Origin of the sequence: Nocardiopsis sp. ATB16-24, from assembly GCF_030271535.1 — a bacterium.
GTDB lineage: Bacteria > Actinomycetota > Actinomycetes > Streptosporangiales > Streptosporangiaceae > Nocardiopsis.
The window spans coordinates 1-18,531 of sequence record NZ_JASCXJ010000030.1 but is presented as its reverse complement, the minus strand read 5'-3'; the positions used below and the strand labels follow the sequence as shown (position 1 = coordinate 18,531).

20 protein-coding genes are annotated in these 18,531 nt (G+C 70.1%); 8 read left to right on the top strand and 12 right to left on the bottom strand.

Annotated elements, in window-relative coordinates; genetic code table 11:
• Positions 1-117: 117 nt before the first annotated feature.
• From PFX91_RS22310 to PFX91_RS22295, 4 genes are all read right to left on the bottom strand, one after another.
• A complete protein-coding gene (locus PFX91_RS22310) occupies positions 118-414 on the bottom strand; it encodes a hypothetical protein (RefSeq protein ID WP_285734977.1) in 297 nt (98 codons plus the stop codon).
• 256 nt (positions 415-670) lie between these two features.
• Entirely contained in the window at positions 671-907 is a 237-nt protein-coding gene (locus PFX91_RS22305; protein ID WP_285734975.1) for a hypothetical protein, read from the bottom strand.
• Positions 901-1,140, bottom strand: a complete 240-nt coding sequence (locus PFX91_RS22300; protein WP_285734974.1) for a hypothetical protein — start codon at positions 1,138-1,140, stop codon at positions 901-903. The genes PFX91_RS22305 and PFX91_RS22300 overlap by 7 nt, the downstream gene beginning before the upstream one ends.
• Positions 1,141-1,247: 107 nt before the next feature.
• The gene (locus PFX91_RS22295) at positions 1,248-1,541 is read right to left on the bottom strand and encodes a hypothetical protein (protein ID WP_285734972.1); all 294 of its coding nucleotides are present in this window, start codon (positions 1,539-1,541) and stop codon (positions 1,248-1,250) included.
• A 221-nt stretch (positions 1,542-1,762) separates the two neighbouring features.
• Between PFX91_RS22295 and PFX91_RS22290 the strand changes: the two genes are divergently transcribed.
• Positions 1,763-2,584, top strand: a complete 822-nt coding sequence (locus tag PFX91_RS22290; protein WP_285734970.1) for a helix-turn-helix domain-containing protein — start codon at positions 1,763-1,765, stop codon at positions 2,582-2,584.
• Between the two features lie 13 nt (positions 2,585-2,597).
• Positions 2,598-2,798, top strand: a complete 201-nt coding sequence (locus PFX91_RS22285; protein WP_285734968.1) for a DUF397 domain-containing protein — start codon at positions 2,598-2,600, stop codon at positions 2,796-2,798.
• A 408-nt stretch (positions 2,799-3,206) separates the two neighbouring features.
• Here PFX91_RS22285 and PFX91_RS22280 read toward each other — a convergent pair whose 3' ends face one another.
• Entirely contained in the window at positions 3,207-5,501 is a 2,295-nt protein-coding gene (locus PFX91_RS22280) for a DEAD/DEAH box helicase (protein WP_285734965.1), read from the bottom strand.
• A 233-nt stretch (positions 5,502-5,734) separates the two neighbouring features.
• Between PFX91_RS22280 and PFX91_RS22275 the strand changes: the two genes are divergently transcribed.
• The gene (locus PFX91_RS22275; protein WP_159944311.1) at positions 5,735-6,082 is read left to right on the top strand and encodes an STAS domain-containing protein; all 348 of its coding nucleotides are present in this window, start codon (positions 5,735-5,737) and stop codon (positions 6,080-6,082) included.
• Between the two features lie 13 nt (positions 6,083-6,095).
• Positions 6,096-6,644: an ATP-binding protein gene (locus tag PFX91_RS22270; RefSeq protein ID WP_285734960.1), complete on the top strand. Its 549-nt coding sequence runs from the start codon at positions 6,096-6,098 to the stop codon at positions 6,642-6,644.
• A gap of 118 nt (positions 6,645-6,762) precedes the next feature.
• Here the strand turns inward: PFX91_RS22270 and PFX91_RS22265 are convergent, their stop codons facing one another.
• The 3 genes from PFX91_RS22265 to nth all read right to left on the bottom strand — a co-directional run bounded on the left by PFX91_RS22265 (position 6,763) and on the right by nth (position 9,719).
• Positions 6,763-7,941, bottom strand: coding sequence for a MarP family serine protease (locus PFX91_RS22265; RefSeq protein WP_285734958.1), 1,179 nt, complete (start codon positions 7,939-7,941; stop codon positions 6,763-6,765).
• A 21-nt stretch (positions 7,942-7,962) separates the two neighbouring features.
• A complete protein-coding gene (locus PFX91_RS22260; protein ID WP_285734956.1) occupies positions 7,963-8,616 on the bottom strand; it encodes an NUDIX hydrolase in 654 nt (217 codons plus the stop codon).
• A gap of 359 nt (positions 8,617-8,975) precedes the next feature.
• Positions 8,976-9,719, bottom strand: coding sequence for an endonuclease III (nth, locus tag PFX91_RS22255; RefSeq protein ID WP_285734954.1), 744 nt, complete (start codon positions 9,717-9,719; stop codon positions 8,976-8,978).
• Positions 9,720-10,004: 285 nt separating this feature from the next.
• Between nth and PFX91_RS22250 the strand changes: the two genes are divergently transcribed.
• The gene (locus PFX91_RS22250; RefSeq protein ID WP_285734952.1) at positions 10,005-10,688 is read left to right on the top strand and encodes a Crp/Fnr family transcriptional regulator; all 684 of its coding nucleotides are present in this window, start codon (positions 10,005-10,007) and stop codon (positions 10,686-10,688) included.
• Between the two features lie 251 nt (positions 10,689-10,939).
• Here PFX91_RS22250 and PFX91_RS22245 read toward each other — a convergent pair whose 3' ends face one another.
• From PFX91_RS22245 to sp36, 4 genes are all read right to left on the bottom strand, one after another.
• Complete coding sequence (locus tag PFX91_RS22245) at positions 10,940-11,746, bottom strand: MBL fold metallo-hydrolase (protein WP_285734950.1); 807 nt, start codon at positions 11,744-11,746, stop codon at positions 10,940-10,942.
• Positions 11,747-11,839: 93 nt separating this feature from the next.
• Positions 11,840-12,721, bottom strand: coding sequence for an NUDIX hydrolase (locus PFX91_RS22240; protein WP_285734948.1), 882 nt, complete (start codon positions 12,719-12,721; stop codon positions 11,840-11,842).
• A gap of 73 nt (positions 12,722-12,794) precedes the next feature.
• Entirely contained in the window at positions 12,795-13,256 is a 462-nt protein-coding gene (locus PFX91_RS22235; protein WP_285734946.1) for a RidA family protein, read from the bottom strand.
• Entirely contained in the window at positions 13,256-13,429 is a 174-nt protein-coding gene (gene sp36, locus PFX91_RS22230; RefSeq protein WP_013156298.1) for a Sp36 family protein, read from the bottom strand. Before sp36 ends, PFX91_RS22235 begins: the two co-directional genes overlap by 1 nt.
• A 164-nt stretch (positions 13,430-13,593) precedes the next feature.
• Here sp36 and bagA point away from each other — a divergent pair, with 164 nt between their 5' ends.
• The 3 genes from bagA to PFX91_RS22215 all read left to right on the top strand — a co-directional run bounded on the left by bagA (position 13,594) and on the right by PFX91_RS22215 (position 18,368).
• The gene (gene bagA / locus PFX91_RS22225; RefSeq protein WP_285734934.1) at positions 13,594-14,640 is read left to right on the top strand and encodes an ATPase BagA; all 1,047 of its coding nucleotides are present in this window, start codon (positions 13,594-13,596) and stop codon (positions 14,638-14,640) included.
• Positions 14,637-15,782, top strand: coding sequence for an ArsA family ATPase (gene bagB / locus PFX91_RS22220; protein WP_285734932.1), 1,146 nt, complete (start codon positions 14,637-14,639; stop codon positions 15,780-15,782). The genes bagA and bagB overlap by 4 nt, the downstream gene beginning before the upstream one ends.
• A 195-nt stretch (positions 15,783-15,977) precedes the next feature.
• Complete coding sequence (locus PFX91_RS22215; RefSeq protein ID WP_285735008.1) at positions 15,978-18,368, top strand: penicillin-binding protein; 2,391 nt, start codon at positions 15,978-15,980, stop codon at positions 18,366-18,368.
• Positions 18,369-18,531 lie beyond the last annotated feature (163 nt).

Genomic DNA, 18,531 nt, shown 5'->3' with positions numbered 1-18,531 from the left:
TGTCGTCTTCGGGCCGGGGTGCGCCCAGGCCGGTGAGGGCCTGGCGGCAGCGGTGTACGCCCACGTTGGCGTGGGCGCCGCTCTCCAGGCGGGAGACGGTGGCCTGGGACAGGCCGGTCAGGCGGCCAGGGCGGTCTGGGGCAGGTGCCGGGTCCGGGGGTGGGCGCGCACAAGGCGGATCAGCGCGCCCAGGTCCAGGGTGCGTATCGCGCGGGCCGCTTCTGGTTCGTTCCACACCTCGGCCGGGATGCAGGCGCAGCGGAGGGCGGGGGGTGCGGTGTGGTGGGGGCGTCCGCAGTGCCCGCACAGCGAGACGCGGGTGGGTGTCTTCGCGTCCGGTGGGGTGGAACCGGCGGGGTTGGCGGAACCGGCGGAACCGGTGGGTGTGGTGGGTGTGGTGGGTGTGGTGTTCATCGGTGGGTCTGGGTGAGGGTGGGCGGGGGCACGGTCGGGTCCCTTGGTGCGGTGGCGCCGTCTGGGGGCGGGAAGGCCCGTCAGGCCGTCCAGGGGCTCAAGGGGCACAGGCGGCCGGAGACGGCCGGAGGTGTGCGGGGCGGGTGGAGACGCGGGCGCGGCCTCCTTTCCCTCGGGGGCGGGAGCACGGACGCCCGCGTCCCGGCGCGGTGCGGGCGGGGTCTTCGCCCGCACCGCACCGGCGGTGTCAGAGGGTTCAGATGGCCGTGTCCTGAGACCCCTTGGGGCGGGGCGTCGTTTGTTCGTCCTTGCCGGTGAGTGGGGAGCCGCCGCACACACCGTCGGTGAACAGTCCCGGTCCGGTGTCGGGGTGGGTGGTGCGGACCCAGGCCAGGTAGGTGCCCTGGCGTTCCACCGCTTCCTGTTCGGCGGGGGTGAGCGGTCGGTCGGACGACGTGGCACCCGGCCGTGGCCTGCGTCGTGTGGTCACCACGGGGTCCCCTTCCTGGGGTGCGGGACCGGTGGGTGTCCGGTGTGGCGGCGAAGGTCGGCCTCCAGCTGGGCGGGGGTGGGCTCCACGTGGGAGCGCCAACGAGCACGCCGGTCGTGGGCGGTGGCCACCCAGTAGGTACCGGTCCAGGCGATGCGGTGGGTGCTTCCCCAGGCCTGGTGGAGCCGGGCCAGCACGGCTTGGGGCTCCTCCCACCGGTAGCCGGTCACGTCCACGTGCGCGCCCTCATGCCCGGCCTCCTCCACACACACCCGGCGTCGGGCGCATGTGTCGAGGGCGCTTTCCCCGCACGGGGGCGGGATCACCGGGCGCGGGGCGGGAATCATCCGGCCACCGCCAGACGGGGCAGCGCCAGCTCCACCAGCGCCACGCCACCGGACCAGGACCGGTCGGCGCGACGGGCGCCCCACGGCAGGAACGGGGTGTGTGCCCCCGACGCGGTCAGAGCGGTGATGAGCGGGATAGGCCCGGTGATCACGTTGGGGCGGGCGGGGCGCATGTTCTGGGCGTAGCGGCGCACACGCCGCGAGCGTCGCCGCATGGCCACGCGGGTGTGGTGGACGAGAGCGCGGGCCGAAAGGCGCAGCGCGGACAAGGTCAGAAGCAGGTAGCGCACGAAGCGCCTCCTTCACACAGGGTGCCGGGTGGGAGGCCCGGCGTATGCATTGGGTACCGCCATGATCTCCATTGGTCGCTGAAATTGCAATACCAACGTCTACATTGGATGCTTCCAGCTACACCTGGCGCACGACTATGAGATTGGCGGACGGAGAAATGTCCCATAGTGCGAAGATCGGAATAGGATCAGGACACAGTCGACCTCGAAGGAGCCCCGACGTGTCCGGATCACCGACCGTGCGCCGCCGGCGCCTGTCGAACCTTCTCCGCGAACTGCGCGAGGCAAAGGGATTCACTGCCCAACACGTCACCGACACGCTCGGATGGTCACGCGGCAAGCTGACCCACATCGAGCAGAACCAGTGGAAGCGCCCAAACCGGCGCGACATCGAGGATTTGCTCGACATCTACGACGTCACCGACCCCGAGCAGCGGGAGGCCGCTCTCACCCTCGTCCGGCAGGCACGACAGCGAGGATGGTGGGTGTCCTACTCCGACGTATGGGGGGCCGGAACGTTTGTTGGCCTTGAAGCCGAAACCCGCAGCATCCGCACCTTCGAGGCGCTCGCGATCCCCGGGCTACTCCAAACCGAGGAATATGCCCAGGCCGTCATCCGCTCCGGCGGCATCACCGACGAGGACGAAGTCGACCGCCGTGTCCAGGCCCGCATGATCCGCAAACAGGTACTCACCGGCCCGGACGCCCCGCTGTACTGGGCGGTGATCGATGAGGCCGCGCTCCGCAAGAGCCCGCCCGGACAGCTCTCTCACCTCTTGGAGGTGCAGGGGCCGCGACTGGGTATCCAGGTGATACCGGACAGCGTCGGCCCACATGCCGCGCTGACCGCCCCGTTCGTCATCATGGACTTTCCCGAGCCCGATCCGGGCACGGTGTACGTGTCGACGTGGTCTGATGAACTGTTCCTGGAGAAGCCCAGCCACCTGGAGCAGTACGAAAGCCTGTGGCGGCACATCACCGCGACCGCACTGTCAGGTGAAGACTCCCGGGCTCTGATCCGATCCCTGATCGACCCGACGTAGAAGGCGACCACCCATGAGCATTTCCCACACCACCCCGACCGCCTGGCGCAAGTCGTCCTACTCCGGCGCCCGCGACCAGAACTGTGTGGAGGTCGGCAATCTGCCCGGCGGCGCGGCCGTCCGTGACACCCAGCACCGGGGTGCCGGCTACCTGGAGTTCGACGCGTCTGAGTGGGGCGCGCTTCTGGACACGGTGCGCACCGTAGGAGAGTAGGCCAAGACGCGAGAAGGCCCCCGGTGAACCGGGGGCCTTCCGCATGCATTACCCAATGCATTTCCCGCTGGCGAGTCTACCGGCCCGCGCGGTCACCCGACCAGACCTGAGCGCACCTGATCAGGGCCAGAGCCGTGACCAGCAGAAACGATGACGTCCTTTCCCGATCGACGCCCAGGGCGTACTCCGCCGTGGTCATGCCGCCGTCTGCGCCGGACACGGCGGCACGCGGGAACGATCGCGCGGGAACGGACAGGCGACCACTCACCCAGGCCCGACTGGGACGCCGGCCCTCCCCTTCCAGGTTCGGACGGCCGAAGTCGCCGCGAAAGCCCCTTCCCCAGCCTGTGGAAAACTCCACGCGCCCGGTCACCCCGCGCCACCGCTCGTGGAGCCGGTCGGCGCGGTTCAGTTCCCCGAACCCTCCAGCACCTCGTCCAGCAGGCGCAGCGCCCCCGCCTTGTTCAGGGGTTCGTTGCCGGTGCCGCACTTGGGCGACTGGATGCACGACGGGCAGCCCTGTTCGCACTCGCAGTCGGCGATCGCCGCACGGGTCGCCGAGAGCCACTCACGCGCGGCCGAGTACCCCCGTTCGGCGAAGCCCGCGCCACCCTCGTGACCGTCGTAGACGAACACCGTCAGCCTGCCGGTGTCACCGTGCACGGCGGTGGACACCCCGCCGATGTCCCAACGGTCGCAGGTCGCCAGCAGCGGTAGCAGGCCGATCGCGGCGTGCTCCGCGGCGTGGGCGGCGCCCAGCAGGCCCACGTCCTGCGCGCGCAGCCTCGCCTCGCCCTCGGCCGGTAGCGTCCACCACACCGCCCGCGTGTTCAGGGTGCGTTCGGGCAGCTCCAGCGGGTGCTCCCCCAGCACCGAGCCGGTCCGCACGTCCCGTTTGAGGAAACCCACCACCCGGCGGAGCACCTGGACCTCACCGAAGTAGACCGTGGCCCCGCTCGGCCACTCCTGCTCGCGCAGCACCGACCGGACGGTGATGTCGGTGGTGTCGCGCGCCCAGGTGCTGTAGGGCGGTTCGGCGGGGTGGACCAGGGCGACGCCCTCGTCGAGGTCGAGTTCGTCGACCAGGTACGTCGACCCCTGGTGCAGGTACACCGCTCCGGGGTGCACGGTGCCGTGCGCGGCGGGTTCGTCGACCTCTCCGAGCAGTTGCCCGCTTCCCGTGTCGACGATCTGGATCCGCGATCCCCCCGAGCCTCGAATATCGGCCAGGTCACTTGCTCGTTCGTTGCTCGTCCAGAACCAGCCGCGTGGACGCTTGCGCAACAGTCCACGAGCGACGAGTTCCTCCAGTCGCTCCTCGGTCGCCTCGCCGAAGAGGTCGAAGTCGTCCTTGGTGATCGGAAGCTCCTGGGCCGCCGCGCACAGGTGCGGACCCATGATGTGAGGGTTTTCCGGGTCAAGGACGGTGGCCTCCACGGACCGACCGAAAATAGCCTCCGGGTGGTGCGCCAGGTAGGTGTCCAGTGGGTCGTCCCGGGCGATGAAGACCGCCAGCGCGTCCTTGCCCCGTCTGCCCGCGCGCCCCGCCTGCTGCCACAGCGACGCCAGCGTCCCCGGCCACCCGGCGATGAGCACCGCGTCCAGCCCGCTGATGTCCACGCCCAGTTCCAGGGCGTTGGTACTGACCAGTCCCAGGAGTTCGCCCGAGCGCAGCCCCTCCTCCAGCCTCCGCCGCTCCGAGGCGAGGTAGCCGCCCCGATAGGCGGCCACACGCTCGGCCAACGCGTCGTCGCCGCGTTCGGACAGCATGCGCTGGGCGCTCAACGCGATCACCTCCGCGCCTTGGCGGGAACGCACGAACACCAGTGTGCGCACCCCGTCCCGCACCAGGTCGACGAGCATCTCGGCGGCCTGGGAGGGCGCCGTGCGACGGACCGGGGCACCGTGCTCTCCGGTCAGGTCGGTCAGCTCCGGCTCCACCAACGCCACGGACATCCCCGGACGCGGGGACCCGTCCTCGCTGACCGCGATGACCGGCACCCCGGTCAGCCTGCCGGCGCTCTCGGCGGGGCTTCCCGACGTGGCCGAGGCCAACACGAACACGGGGGCGGACCCGTAGCGGGCGCACACCCTCCGCAGCCGCCGCAGGATCTGCGCGACGTGCGAGCCGAAAACCCCCCGGTAGCGGTGCGCCTCGTCGATCACCACGTAGCGCAACCGCCGGAGGAAGCGCGACCAGGCCCCGTGCCGAGGAAGGATGCCGTGGTGCAGCATGTCCGGATTGGTCAGCACGTAGTTGCCGTGTTCACGCACCCAGGAACGCTCCTCGGGCGAGGTGTCGCCGTCGTAGACGGCCGCCCTCATGCCCGGTAGGTCCAGGTCCGATATCCACCGCAGCTGGTCCTGGGCGAGCGCCTTGGCGGGGGACAGATACAGAACCGTTCCACCCGCGTCAACCGCCTCCACGGCGGGCATAAGGAAGGCAAGCGACTTTCCCGAGGCGGTACCCGTGGCTATGATCACATCACGGCCCGAGCGTGCGAGGTCGGCGGCTTCGGCCTGGTGGGACCACGGTTCGGTGATCCCCCGGTCCGCGAGCCTCTCGACCAGGTGGGACGTGGTCCACCCCGGCCACTCCCCGCTCACCCCGTCGTTACGGGCCACGTGCTCGATGTGGGTCACCTGCGGGTACCGGGTATTGTCACGCCACACACCGGGGAGCACGGGTTCCGATCGCCTCATCCGAGACCCCTCCTCACTGGACACCTGCGAGGCCCGCATGCGCCATCCGACCAAGGTGAGGCACTGGGACATCGGTTTCAGTGTGACATCTGGGGGGAACAGTGGCGCGGTGTCATGGTTTTTCTGTGGATCACAGGAAGACGCACTCGACATGCGTGGTTGAATGCGTGCTGGTGGGGTAACGCCCGGCAGAGATCACTCGCGATTTTTCGCGGTTCGGCGCTGGAGGACTAGTGGACTTGAAGCTTGATCATTACACCGAGGGCGACACCGAGATCGTCGTCGTTGAGGGTGAGATCGATGTCTATACCGCGCCCCGGCTCCGTGAGCTGCTGATCGACCTGGTCAACAAGGGCAACTTCCACCTCGTGGTCAACATGGAGAAGGTGGAGTTCCTGGATTCGACCGGCCTCGGCGTGCTTGTGGGTGGGCTCAAGCGCGTCCGGGCCCATGACGGGACCCTGGACCTGGTCTGCACCCAGGAGCGCATCCTGAAGATCTTCCGGATCACCGGGCTGACCAAGGTCTTCGGCATCCACGGCTCGGTGCAGGAAGCCATCGACAAGCGTTCGGCGAAGTAGCACAGAGCGAGCGATGGCAACCATCACGCTCACGATCAGCGCGCTCCCCGCCCACGTGCGCACGGCACGGCTCATGGCCGCGACCGTCGCGCGTCGGGCGGGTATCGCCGCCTCCGCCATCGACGAGATCCGACTGGCGGTCGGTGAGGCGTGTTCCCGAGCCGTGTCGGCGCACAAACTGCACTGCCCGGAGCAGCCGATCCTCCTTCAGTTGATCGACGGCAGCGGGCCCGATCCGGTGACGGAGTCCCGCACCGACGCCGCGAGTCGCATCCTGCACGCCAACGGGAGTGCCACGCAGCGCTTCGAGGTCGTCGTCTCCGACCGTGCTCCGGCCGAGGACACGGACGAGGCGAGCAGTGCCTCCATGCTCGACGGACTCTTCCTGGACGGTGAGGACACCCCTCCCGGCGGGATCTCCGGCTTCTCTCCCGGCCTGGGCCTGGCGGTCATCACGGGACTGGCCGACGAGGTGAAGATCGATCCCAGTGACCGGGGCACCGTGGTACGGATGAGCTGGCCGCTGGTGACGGAGTCCTCTCCGGACCCCAGCTCCAACTAGCTTCGACCAGGGACCAGGGGCCGGCCACGACCGGCCCGCACGGGGCGCCTTCTTCCGGAAGGCGCCCCGTGGCGTTCCCGTGGACCCCGGCAGGGAAGGCCGGTGCCCGCGGGCGCGGTCAGTCACAGCTGTGGGAGGAGACCTCCGCGGTGGCCTCCAGGCCCGCCTTCGCGTTCTGCTCGATCTCGTCCACGGTGAGCACGTAACCCGTCTCGGGCTCGTTCGTGGCGGCGGCGAACACCACCCCGTACACGGTCCCGTCGGGCGCCAGCAGGGGGCCGCCGGAGTTGCCCGGGCGCACCACCGCACGCACCTGGTAGATCTCTCGGCTCACCTGTTGCGAGTGGTAGAAGTCCGGCCCCTGCGCCGTCTGTCGGGCCCGTACACGCGCTGGAACGGCCGTGAAGCCGCTGTTACGGGGGAAGCCCGCCACCACCGCGTCCGCGCCCTGCGGGGCCTCGTGCGTGAACTCCAGCGGCTCCAGGTCCACGTCGGGGACGTGGAGCACGGCCAGATCCTGTTGGGCGTCGAACAGCACCAGGGTGGCGTCCAACTGGTATCCGTCCCGGGTGACCACGCGCAGGTCGTCGGTGACCCCGGCGACCACGTGCGCGTTGGTCATGACCCGGCCGTCGGCGTAGACGAACCCGGTCCCCTCCACCCGGCGTTGGCACGAGGGGGCGGTGCCCAACACCTTGACCACGCTGCGGCTGGCCTCGATCAGCTCAGGCGTGGTGAGCACGTCGGGGTCCGGTGGCTCCACCTCGGCCAGCTCGCCGGTGCCCAGGCCGCTGAAGACCTGGGGGAAGGCGCTCTGGTCCACGACCCTGCGGAAGGCGGAGAACCCGCTGTGCGCGGATTCGGGCATCAGCGTGTCCACCGACTGGAGGATGCGCGAGTCCTTCACCTGACCCGCGACGAACGGAAGCGCCGAGTTGGCGACCGTGCTTCCTATGAACCAGGCCACCAGCAGCACCGACAGCCCGCTGATCACCGCACCGCCCATGGCGTCCACCACCCGAGCCGAGTCCCACGTGACCCGGTTGCGCACGAGGGTGCCCAGGTAGGAGCACAGGAACTGTCCCAGCGCGGCGGAGAGGAACACCACCGCGATGGCCAGCAGCGCCTGTCTGCCGGGATCGTCCACCCACCCCTGGATGTGCTCGGGGGCGGTCAGGGCGGCGAGGACGCCACCGCCGATGAAGCCCACGAAGCTGAAGACACCGACGATGAAGCCCTGTCGGTAACCGGTCACCGCGAACAGCAGTAACAGGACGACCAGGATCACGTCGAGCACATTGCCCTCCAAGAGTGAGCGCTACCCGACCGGACGCAGGCCCTGTGGGGTGGCTTCGAACACATCGGTGAGACCCTCGTCCCGCCAGGGAAGTTCCCAACCGCCCAGCCTGAGCAGGTTGTCGATGATCGCACCGGTGAAACCCCACACGAGCATGCCGTCCACCCGAAAGCCCGGCCCCCACCGGGAACCGTCGCCGTAGCGCACCACGACCCGGTTGGCCGGCTCGACCAGGTCGCTCACCGGGACCCGGGAGACCGCCGCGACCTCCTCCAGGTCGGTGGGGCGCACCTCGCTGGGTTCGCGCCACCAGGCCAGGACGGGCGCCACCCGGAAGTCGCTGTAGCTCAGATAGAGCTCGGGCAGGCGGCCGACGACGTCGACCCCGGCGGGAACGAACCCGGTCTCCTCGGCGGCCTCACGCAGCGCGGCGTCCTCCGGCGAGGCGTCGGAGGGCTCGATCCGACCGCCGGGGAAGGCGGGTTGGCCCGGATGTCTGCGTAGGCCGTGGTTGCGTTGGATCAGGAGGAGGTCGGTGCCTTGGGGCCCCTCACCGAAGAGGATGAGGACGGCGGACTCGCGTCCGCCCTGCGCGGGCGGTCTCAGCGGCGGCGGCACGGTCATCGTCATGGCCTTCTCCGCGAGCGCGGACAGCCAGAGCGGGGTCGGGTTCATACACGGGACCTGTTCTGGAGATCGTCGCGCCGTCGAACGGTGCGCGAAAGCCGTACGCGCCGGGCCGGAACCACGAGGACTCCGAGCACCGGGGGCGCGGCGCGATGGAAGGGGGCACGCCTGGGGGAAGTCGTCATGTGGTCGGACCTTTCACGGGACCGATGGGCGGGGACACCGCCGCCTGGTGAGGCGTCCCGGTTCGCAGGGTCCGCGGCGGAGCCGCTGTAGGCACACTCACGTGATCAGGGTACAAAGTACCGGACCACGTGCCCGGGACACTCTGGTCCACGGACGCTCGCCCCCTCCCTCGCCTTCCTCGACCTCCTCCGCCTCCCTCCGCGCCCGGACCGGGCGGTCGATCAGGAGAAGGAGCGCATCCGCAGCAGTCGGGTCGCCGTGGCGGTGTCCGTGGGGCCCTCGCCGAAGGAGGGGCACAGCCGGGCCAGCCCACAGGCGCCGCACGCGGGCTTCCTGGCGTGGCAGACCCGACGACCGTGCCAGATCACCCGGTGGGAGAGCATCGTCCAGTCCCGGGCGGGGAAGAGTGCGCCCACGGCGTGCTCGACCTTGACGGGGTCCTTCTCGTCGGTCCATCCGAACCGGCGGACGAGCCGCCCGAAATGGGTGTCGACGGTGATGCCGGGCACATCGAAGGCGTTACCGAGCAGCACGTTTGCGGTCTTTCGTCCTACACCAGGTAGTTTGACCAGGTCGGAGAGGTTTCCCGGAACCTCTCCACCGTGCCGGTCGCACAGAGCCTGCCCGAGTCCGATGAGACTGTTGGTCTTGGCCCGGAAGAAGCCGGTCGAACGGATCATCTCCTCCAGCTCCTCCCTCCGGGCCGAGGCGTAGGCCTCGGCGTCGGGGTAACGGGCGAAGAGCGCGGGGGTGACCTGGTTGACCCTCTTGTCCGTGCACTGGGCGGACAGGATCGTCGCCACCAGCAGTTCCAGAGGGGTCGTGAAGTTCAGTTCGCAATGGGCGTCGGGATACAGCTCGGTGAGCCGTCGGTACATCCTGCGGGCGCGGCGGACCAACGCGAGTCGACTCTCCCCGGTGGGAGTGGTCTCCTCCGCGGCCGCCTCTGGTGTGTCACGGGGCATCGTCACAGGGTAGGCGCCCCGGTGACGGCACGGATCATGCCCACAAGCGGCACCGGGAGGTTCCGGCTATCGGATCTTTGACCAGTAGTCGGGATTATGTAACCAAATGTCCGTTGGCGCGGCGCGGGTAGCCCTGGTACAGAACTGATGACGACTAAGATCGCAGGGGCCGGCGTCGGCTTGTGGGCACGTTGTCTCTCGGCGGACAGGCCGAGGTAACACCCTGGCTTCACATCCAGGTGAGATATACGTCACACTGTTGGCGGTCAGGTTCGAGGAGGACGTGTGGACGAGATCAACGAGGTACTACGAAAGGCCCCCCTTTTCGAGGCGCTGGACGAGGAGGACACGGCCGCGCTCCGCTCCTCCGTCGGTGAGGTGCGTCTCGGTCGCGGTCAGACCCTGTTCAGCGAGGGCGACGAGGGCGACCGCCTGTACGTCATCCTCAGCGGCAAGGTCAAGCTGACCCGCACCGCCGTCGACGGCCGGGAGAACCTGCTCGGGGTGCTCGGCCCGAGCGAGATGTTCGGCGAGCTGTCCCTGTTCGACCCGCGCCCGCGCACCGCGAGCGCCATCGCGGTCACCGACTCCGTGCTCGCGGGTCTGGGCCACGACGACCTGCGTCCGTTCCTGTCCAGTCGCCCACAGGTGTCCCTACAGCTGCTCAAGGCGCTCGCCGCGCGCCTGCGCCGGACCAACGACGTGATGGCCGACCTCGTCTTCACCGACGTTCCCGGCCGTGTCGCCAAGGCCCTGTTGGAGCTGGCCGACAAGTTCGGCAAGGAGAGCGAGGACGGACTGCACGTCCACCACGACCTCACCCAGGAAGAGCTGGCCCAGCTGGTCGGCGCCTCCCGCGAGACGGTCAACAAGGCCCTCGCCGAGTTCGCGCTGCGCGGCTGGCTGCGGATCGAGGCCAAGGCCGTGGTCCTGCTGGACGTGGAGCGGATGCGCCGCCGCGCCCGTTAGTCCGCACCGGTGCCGTCGACACCATGACGGGGCCTCGACCAGTGCTGTGTGGCCGTCCTCCCCTCGGGGCGGACGGCCACAGCACCGTCCGCCCCGGGTGTCCGTTCCCGCGCCCACCCGCGTGCACGGCGAGGTCCCCGTGGGAACGGCGTGGTCGTCACACCCCCGGCCGGCGGGACGGCGCTCGCGTCGCGCACACGGCCACACCGTCTCCCCGACCCATGCGACCGCGCTCCTGGACGCGCCCCGCCTCAGCCCTCGACCCCCTCGGGCAGTTCACCGCGCACCGACAGGTAGCGCAACTGGGCCCGCACCGAGGAGGCCGCGGCGAACCTGATCCGCTCGTCGACGTCGGGATAGACCCGGTCGACGATCTCCTCGACACCGACGGCGCCCGCCCGCACCGCGTCCAGCACCTGGGCCAGACGTGACTCACGGTGGTCGATGTAGGAGTCCAACGTCTCGGCCGGAGAGGTCAGGATCGGTCCGTGGGCGGGCAGCAACGTGCGCACGTCGTGCTCGCGCACGAGGTCCCGCAGCCGGTACAGCGACTCCATGTAGGGGGCGAGGCCGTCGTCGCCGTCGATCACCGTCGTGCCCCGGCCCAGGACCGTGTCGCCGGTCAGGATGGTGCTGTCCGCCTCCAGCATCAGACACACGGAGTCGTCGGTGTGCCCCGGGGTGGCGATCACCCGCACCCGGAGGCCGTCGGCCTCCAGGACCTCTCCGTCGGACAGCCCGCGTCCACCGACCCGCACGGCGGGGTCCACGGCGTGCACCGGGGCCCCCGTCAACTCGGAGAAGTACGGTGCCCCCTCCGCGTGGTCGGGGTGTCGGTGGGTCAGCAGGGTCATCAGGACCTGTGCGCCCTGCTCCTGCACGGTCCGTGCCACACGTTCCAGGTGGCGTTCGTCGTGGGGGCCGGGATCGACGACCACGACCCCGCGCGTACCCGGCTCCCGAAGGATCCAGGTGTTGGTGCCCTCCAGTGTCATCGGGCCGGGATTGGGGCACAGCACGCAACTGGCGCGCAGCGTTCCGGAACCGTCGATCCTCATCGCACCTCGCTTCGCTCACCGAACCGGACCGGGGTCGGCCGGGGCGGCCCGGCGCCGACTCCGTGACGTGGACGCCGTGGGGAGCCGGGGGCCTCAGGGGAGGGCGCCGGGTCTCGGCAGAGGATAGTCGACACCGTTGGGGGCGATGACGCGGATCTCGCCGTTCACTTCCCGGACGACCGGTTCGATGGGGACGATATCCCGTTGGGCCTCACGCACTCCCCGCAGGGTCCGGCAGGTCGCGAGGTCGGCGCAGGAGGCCACCGTGGGCGGCAGCATCGGCATCCGGCCCGCCTCCCACTCGGCGGTGACCCGCGCGGGGTCGATCCACCGGATCAGGTCCGCCTCGCCCCCCACGTCGCGGGGGGACTGCCCCGGAGGAAGCTCGGCGGTGAAGAACCAGGTGTCGTAGCGTCGCGGCTCGGCCTCCGGGGTGATCCACCGCGACCACGCCCGCAGCCACTCCGACCGCAGGACCAGGCCGCGCCTGGAGAGGACCTCGGTGAAGGAGCGGGAACGGTCGATCAGGCCCAACCTGTCCCGTTCCCAGTCCTCGGACGTGGTGTCGAGGGTGATGGCCTCCTCGTCCGCGTGCTCGGGCTCGCTGGCCAGCAGGACACCGGTCTCCTCGAAGGTCTCCCTGACCGCCGCGCACACCAGCGCCCGCGCCATCGGCACGTCGGTGCCGAGCGTGCGCGCCCACTCCTCGGGACTCGGACCGGTCCAGGGCACACCGCCGTCGGCGTCGCGCGCGTCCACCCCGCCACCGGGGAAGACGTAGGCGCCCGGGGCGAAGCCCATGGAGCGGACCCTGCGCATGAGCAGGACCTCCAGGGAACCGCCCTCCGTGGACCGCAGGAGCATGACCGTGGCGGCCGGACGCGCCGGGACGGCTCCCCCGCGCGGGGCGCCGTCCGCTCCGCCGCTGTTCGGACCGCCCTGGTCAGTGCCCTTCGACACCGGGCCGTTGTGCATCGACGAACCCCCCTGGGTTGTGGAGAACCGCGCCGCAACCCGAGGGTAATCCACCCGAAAAGGTGCGAATGGCTCAGCGAACCTCGACGATCATCTCAATCTCGACCGGGGCGTCCAACGGCAGGGCCGCCACACCCACGGCCGCGCGGGCGTGCACGCCCGCGTCGCCGAAGACCCGCACGAGCAGATCGCTGGCACCGTTGACCACACCGGGCTGACCCGTGAAGTCGGGGGTGCCGGCGACGTAGCCGCCCACCTTCACCACCCGGACCACCTTGGACAGCTCACCGACCTCGGCGCGCACCGCGGCGATCGCGTTGAGCGCGCACACCTCCGCCAGTTCCCGCGCGGTCTCGGGCGTGACCTCGGCGCCCACCTTGCCCGTGGCGACCAACGCGCCCTCCACCAACGGCAGCTGGCCGGAGACGTACACGTGGTCGCCGCTGCGCACCGTCGGCGCGTACGACGCCACCGGCGCCGCCACCTCGGGCAGGGTCAGACCCAGCTCGGTGATCCGCTCCTCGGGAGTGGTCATCACAGCTCCCGCTTCATGTAGGCCACGTACTGCTGGTTGCGGGGGTCGGTGCCCTCCGGAAGCGGGGCGGGCACGACCGAGACCAGCTCCCAGCCGTCTGCGCCCCAGTTGTCCAGGATCTGCTTCGTGGCGTGCGACAGCAGCGCCACGGTCTGGTACTCCCACTTGCTCATACGTCCTACCCCTCCTGGTGTGCGCGGTGTCCGTCCCGGGGTCCCGACCCCGGGCGGGGGTCCGCACGTCGACGCCGCCACCTTACTCACCCGAAGGCCCGCCCGCCTCCACCTCCGATCAGGTCCCCCGAACACCTCCCGGGCGCCCGCATAGACTGCCTGAGGTGAGCGAGGGCGAGCACCGACCGCAGCCCCCGGGAGGGGCGAGCACGAAAGCACGACTGCACATCGTCACCGGAAAGGGCGGGACCGGGAAGACGACGGTGGCGGCGGCACTGGCACAGGCGCTGGCCTCGGGCGGCGGACGGGTGCTGCTGGTCGAGGTCGAGGGCCGCCAGGGCCTCGCCACCCTCCTGGGCGTCCCGCCGCTTCCCTACGAGGAGCGGGAGATGATCTCCGCCCCCGGCGGCGGCACCGTGTGCGTACTGGCGGCCGACGCCGAGTCGGCGCTGCTGGAGTACCTGGAGATGTTCTACGGCATGCGCCGGGCGGGGCAGGCGCTCAACAGGTTGGGCGCGGTGGACTTCGCCACCACCATCGCACCGGGGTTGCGCGACGTCCTGCTCACGGGCAAGGCCACCGAGGCGGTACGCCGACGCCGGGGCGCGCGCCGCAGAGCCTCCGACGCCCCCTCGACGGAGCCCTTCCACTACGACGCGGTGGTGATGGACGCACCCCCCACGGGCCGGATCGCGCAGTTCCTCAACGTCAACTCCGAGGTCGCCGGGCTGGCACGGGCGGGCCCGATCCGCAACCACGCGGACCGGGTCATGGAGGTCATCCGCTCCGGGGGCACACGCGTGCACTTCGTCTCCGTGTTGGAGGAGATGCCCGCCCAGGAGACCCGGGACGGCATCGCTGAGATCAGTGCGCTGGGGATCAGGGTCGGCGTCGTGCTGGTGAACATGGTGCGGCCCCCGCTCCTGGACGAACCCGGACTGGTCGCCGCCGCCGACGGGGGCCCGGACCTGCACGCCCTCTCCGCCGGGCTGAAGGAGGCCGGGCTGGACGATCCCGAGGAACTCGCGGCGGCCCTGGCGGGCGAGGTGCGCGCGCACGCGCTGCGGGTGCGGCTGGAGCGCCGGGTGCGGATCGGCCTGGAGGACCTGGGACGGCCGCTCCTGGAACTGCCCCTGCTGGAGGGCGGCGTGGACCGCGCCGCCCTGGACCTGCTGGCGCGACGGCTGATCGACCAGGGGGTGCGCCGATGACCTCCCGGGCATCGGAGCGGTTGGACGTGGACGCTCTCGTGGACGACCCCCGGACACGGATCATCGTGTGCTGCGGTGCGGGCGGGGTCGGCAAGACCACCACGGCCGCGGCGTTGGGGCTGCGCGCCGCCGAGCGTGGACGACACACCGTGGTGATCACCGTGGACCCCGCGCGGAGGCTGGCCCAGTCCCTGGGGCTGGCGTCCCTGGACGACACCCCGCGTCCGGTGCCGCTGCCCGAGGAGGCCACGGGCAGCATGCACGCGATGATGCTCGACATGAAGCGGACCTTCGACGAGGTCGTCAGGGAGCACGCCGACCCCGAGCGGGCCCGGCAGATCCTGGCCAACCCCTTCTACCAGACCCTCTCCACGAGCTTCTCCGGAACACAGGAGTACATGGCCATGGAGAAGCTGGGCCAGTTGCGTCAGTCGGGGGACTGGGACCTGATCGTGGTGGACACCCCGCCCAGCCGGTCGGCCCTGGACTTCCTGGACGCGCCCAAGAGGCTGGGCCGGTTCCTGGACGGGCGGCTGATCCGTTTCCTGAGCGCACCGGCCGGCACGGGCGCCTTCCGGCTGCTCGGCGCCGGATTCAACCTGGTCGCCTCCACGATCGGTCGGATCGTGGGCGCCCAGTTCCTGAACGACCTGAGGGCCTTCGTGTCGGCCTTCGAGACGGTCTTCGGCGGGTTCCAGGAGCGCGCGGAACGCACCTACCGTCTGCTCCAGGCGCCGGGGACCGCGTTCGTGGTGGTGGCGGTGCCCGAAACGGACGCGATGCGCGAGGCGTCCTACTTCATCGAGCGCCTGGCCACCGACGCCATGCCGTTGGCCGGGCTCGTGATCAACCGGACCCACCCGCTGCCCGAGGGCCCCGCGGCGAGGCTGGACGCCGACAGGGCGACGTCCGCCGCGGAGTTCCTGGAACAGGCGGGTTCGTCCCTGCCGGCGGCGGCGCTGCGGCTGCACGCGGACCGGGTCAGGGTCCGCGAGCGTGAGAACAGGCTGCGGGAGGCCCTCGTGTCCGCGCACGGTGGTGTGCGTGTGGCCGAGGTGGCCGCCCTGCCCGAGGACGTGTACGACCTTCCGGGGCTGCGCGGTATCGGCGAGTCCCTGGCCTTCGCCGACCGGGGGCGATAGCACTTCGTGACGGGACGGACCGCCTTGACCCCGAACCGAGAAGTGATTGGTCCGCGATAAGCATGAAAAGATGGCATGGGCGCACATCCCTCGGTACAGGGCAGGCGTTTCAGCCTCTTCGCGCACCATTCATGCCACATCACGCCACTTTGCACGTTCGTGGTCACCTAGTCTGATGGGGTGGGTCAGGGGACATTGCTTCAAAGAATCAGCCAACTGGTGGGCGTGGGCGTCATAGCGGGCCTCCTCGTCGCGGCACTCGCGCTACCCGCTGTCGGAGGCCTGGGGATCACGGCCCGCAACGTGGCCAGCGGCTTCCTCGACATGCCCGGCAACCTGGAGACGCCCCCGCCCCCGCAAAGGTCCACCATCTATGACAGCGAGGGCGGCGTCATCGCCGAGATCTTCGACCAGAACAGGGAACTGGTCGAACTCGACGACGTCGCGCCCGTGATGATCGACGCGATCCTCGCCATCGAGGACGCCCATTTCTACGAGCACGGCGGACTCGACATCGCCGGCACGCTGCGCGCCGCCATCCGCACGGTGGGCGGTGACACCCAGGGCGCCTCCTCCATCACCCAGCAGTACGTCAAGAACGTGCAGATCGAGGCGGCCACCTCCCAGGAGGAACTCGACGCGGCCCGCGAGGAGACCATCGCCCGCAAGATCCGGGAGCTGCGCTACGCCGTCGCCCTGGAGAAGAGGATGACCAAGGACGAGATCCTCGAGGGCTACCTCAACATCGCCTACTTCAGCGACGGCGCCTACGGGGTCGAATCCGCCGCACAGCACTTCTTCCAGGTCCCCGCCAGCGACCTGGAGCTGCACCAGGCCGCCACCATCGCGGGACTGGTCCGCTACCCCTACCTGTACAACCCGCGCTTCTTCCCCGAGCAGACCATCGAGCGCCGCGACGTGGTGCTCGACCGCATGGTCGCCACCGGAGCCATCACCAAGGCCGAGGCGGCGGAGGCCAAGAAGGAGCCGATGGAGCTGGACCTGTCCACGCCCCCCAACGGGTGCGTGCCCAGCGACCAGCCGTTCTTCTGCGACTACGTCGTCCAGGAGATCGAACAGGACGAGCGTTTCGGCCCCAACGAGACCGAACGTGCGCGCTGGCTGCGCACCGCCGGCCTGGAGATCCACACCACGCTCGACCCGCAGACCCAAAAGGCCGCGCAGAAGGCCGTGGACAAGTGGGTGCCGCGTGAGAACGAGTCCCGCAAGGTGGCGGCCGAGGTCGTCATCGAACCCGGCACCGGTCAGATCCTGGGCATGGTGCAGAGCCGCAACTACGGCCCCGACGAGAGCAAGCTCGGCGAGACCTCCATCAACTTCGCCACCGACGCCGATCGTGGCGGCAGCAGCGGCTTCCAGGCCGGGTCGACGTTCAAGGCCATCACCCTGGCCGCCGCACTCGACAAGGGCCTGCCCTTCGGCACCTCGTTCGGCTCCCCCTCCAGCGTGACCGTCAGCGGACAACGCAGCTGCAACGGGGGCATGCTCAGCACCTGGAGCGTGAGCAACGCCGGCGACACCGGAGCCAGCACCACGCACAACATGGTGTCGGGGACCAAGTCCTCCTCCAACACCTTCTTCGCCCAGTTGCAGAAGCGGGTGGGGATCTGCGACGTGATGGAGATGGCCGAGACACTGGGCCTCAAGCGCGCGGACGGCACCCTGTTCACCGAGAACGACAACTCCCTGGCCAACAGCAGCTTCACGCTGGGCAGCGAGGAGGTCTCCCCGCTGCGGGTGGCCAACGCCTACGCGACCTTCGCCTCGGGCGGCGTCTACTGCGAACCGCAGGCCATCACCCGCATCAAGGACCAGCAGTCGGACACCACGATCGAGATCGAGCCGGAGTGCTCGCGCGCGATCGACGAGGACGTCGCCGACGGCGTCACCTACCTGCTGACGCAGCCCTTCAACGGCGGCACCGCCTCCTCCCTCGGCATCGGCCGCCCGGCCGCGGGCAAGACCGGCACCACCGACGAGTCCGCTGCCGCCTGGTTCGCCGGGTACACGCCGCAGATGGCCAGCGCGGTCTTCGTCGGCGACCCGCGCGGCCCGCAGCAGCACCCGCTGCGCAACATCAACCTCGGTGGCCGCTACTACGGCGTGGTGTACGGGGCGACGATCCCCGGCCCGATCTGGCAGGAGACCATGCGGGGCGCCCACGAGGGCCTGAAGGTCGAACAACTCCCCTCGGCGCCGTCGAAGTTCGGCTCGACCGCTCCCCCGGCCCCGCCCTCACCGGACCCGGACGAGGAGGACGCCAGCCCGGCCAGTGACGAGGGCGGTGTCCCCGACGTCGTGGGTCTGTCGGAGGAGGACGCGGTGAGCATCCTGGAGGCCGCGGGTTACGCGGTGAACGTGTCCTCGACCCGCATCCGCTCGGCGGAGACGGAGGGCACGGTGGCCGCGGTCAACCCCGACCCGGGCACACGGCTGCCGGACGGGGCCACGGTGAACGTGTTCCTGAGCAACGGCGGAGGGACGGCCGACGGCCCCCGCGACGACGGGGAGTGGCATCCGGTCCGCCCCGCGGTGAGCCCCACGTACAGGGAGGGCGACTACTGAGTTTTTCGTTAGTTCTGCGCGTGTGAGGGGCTTGGCCGTGCGAGCATCACGAACATGCCCCTCGCAACCGAGTCCCCTGTCCCTGAGGAAACCGTTCCCCCGCTGACCCGCCCTCAACTGGCCGAGGCCCGACGCCTGCGTGCGGCCGAACTCTTCGACCAGG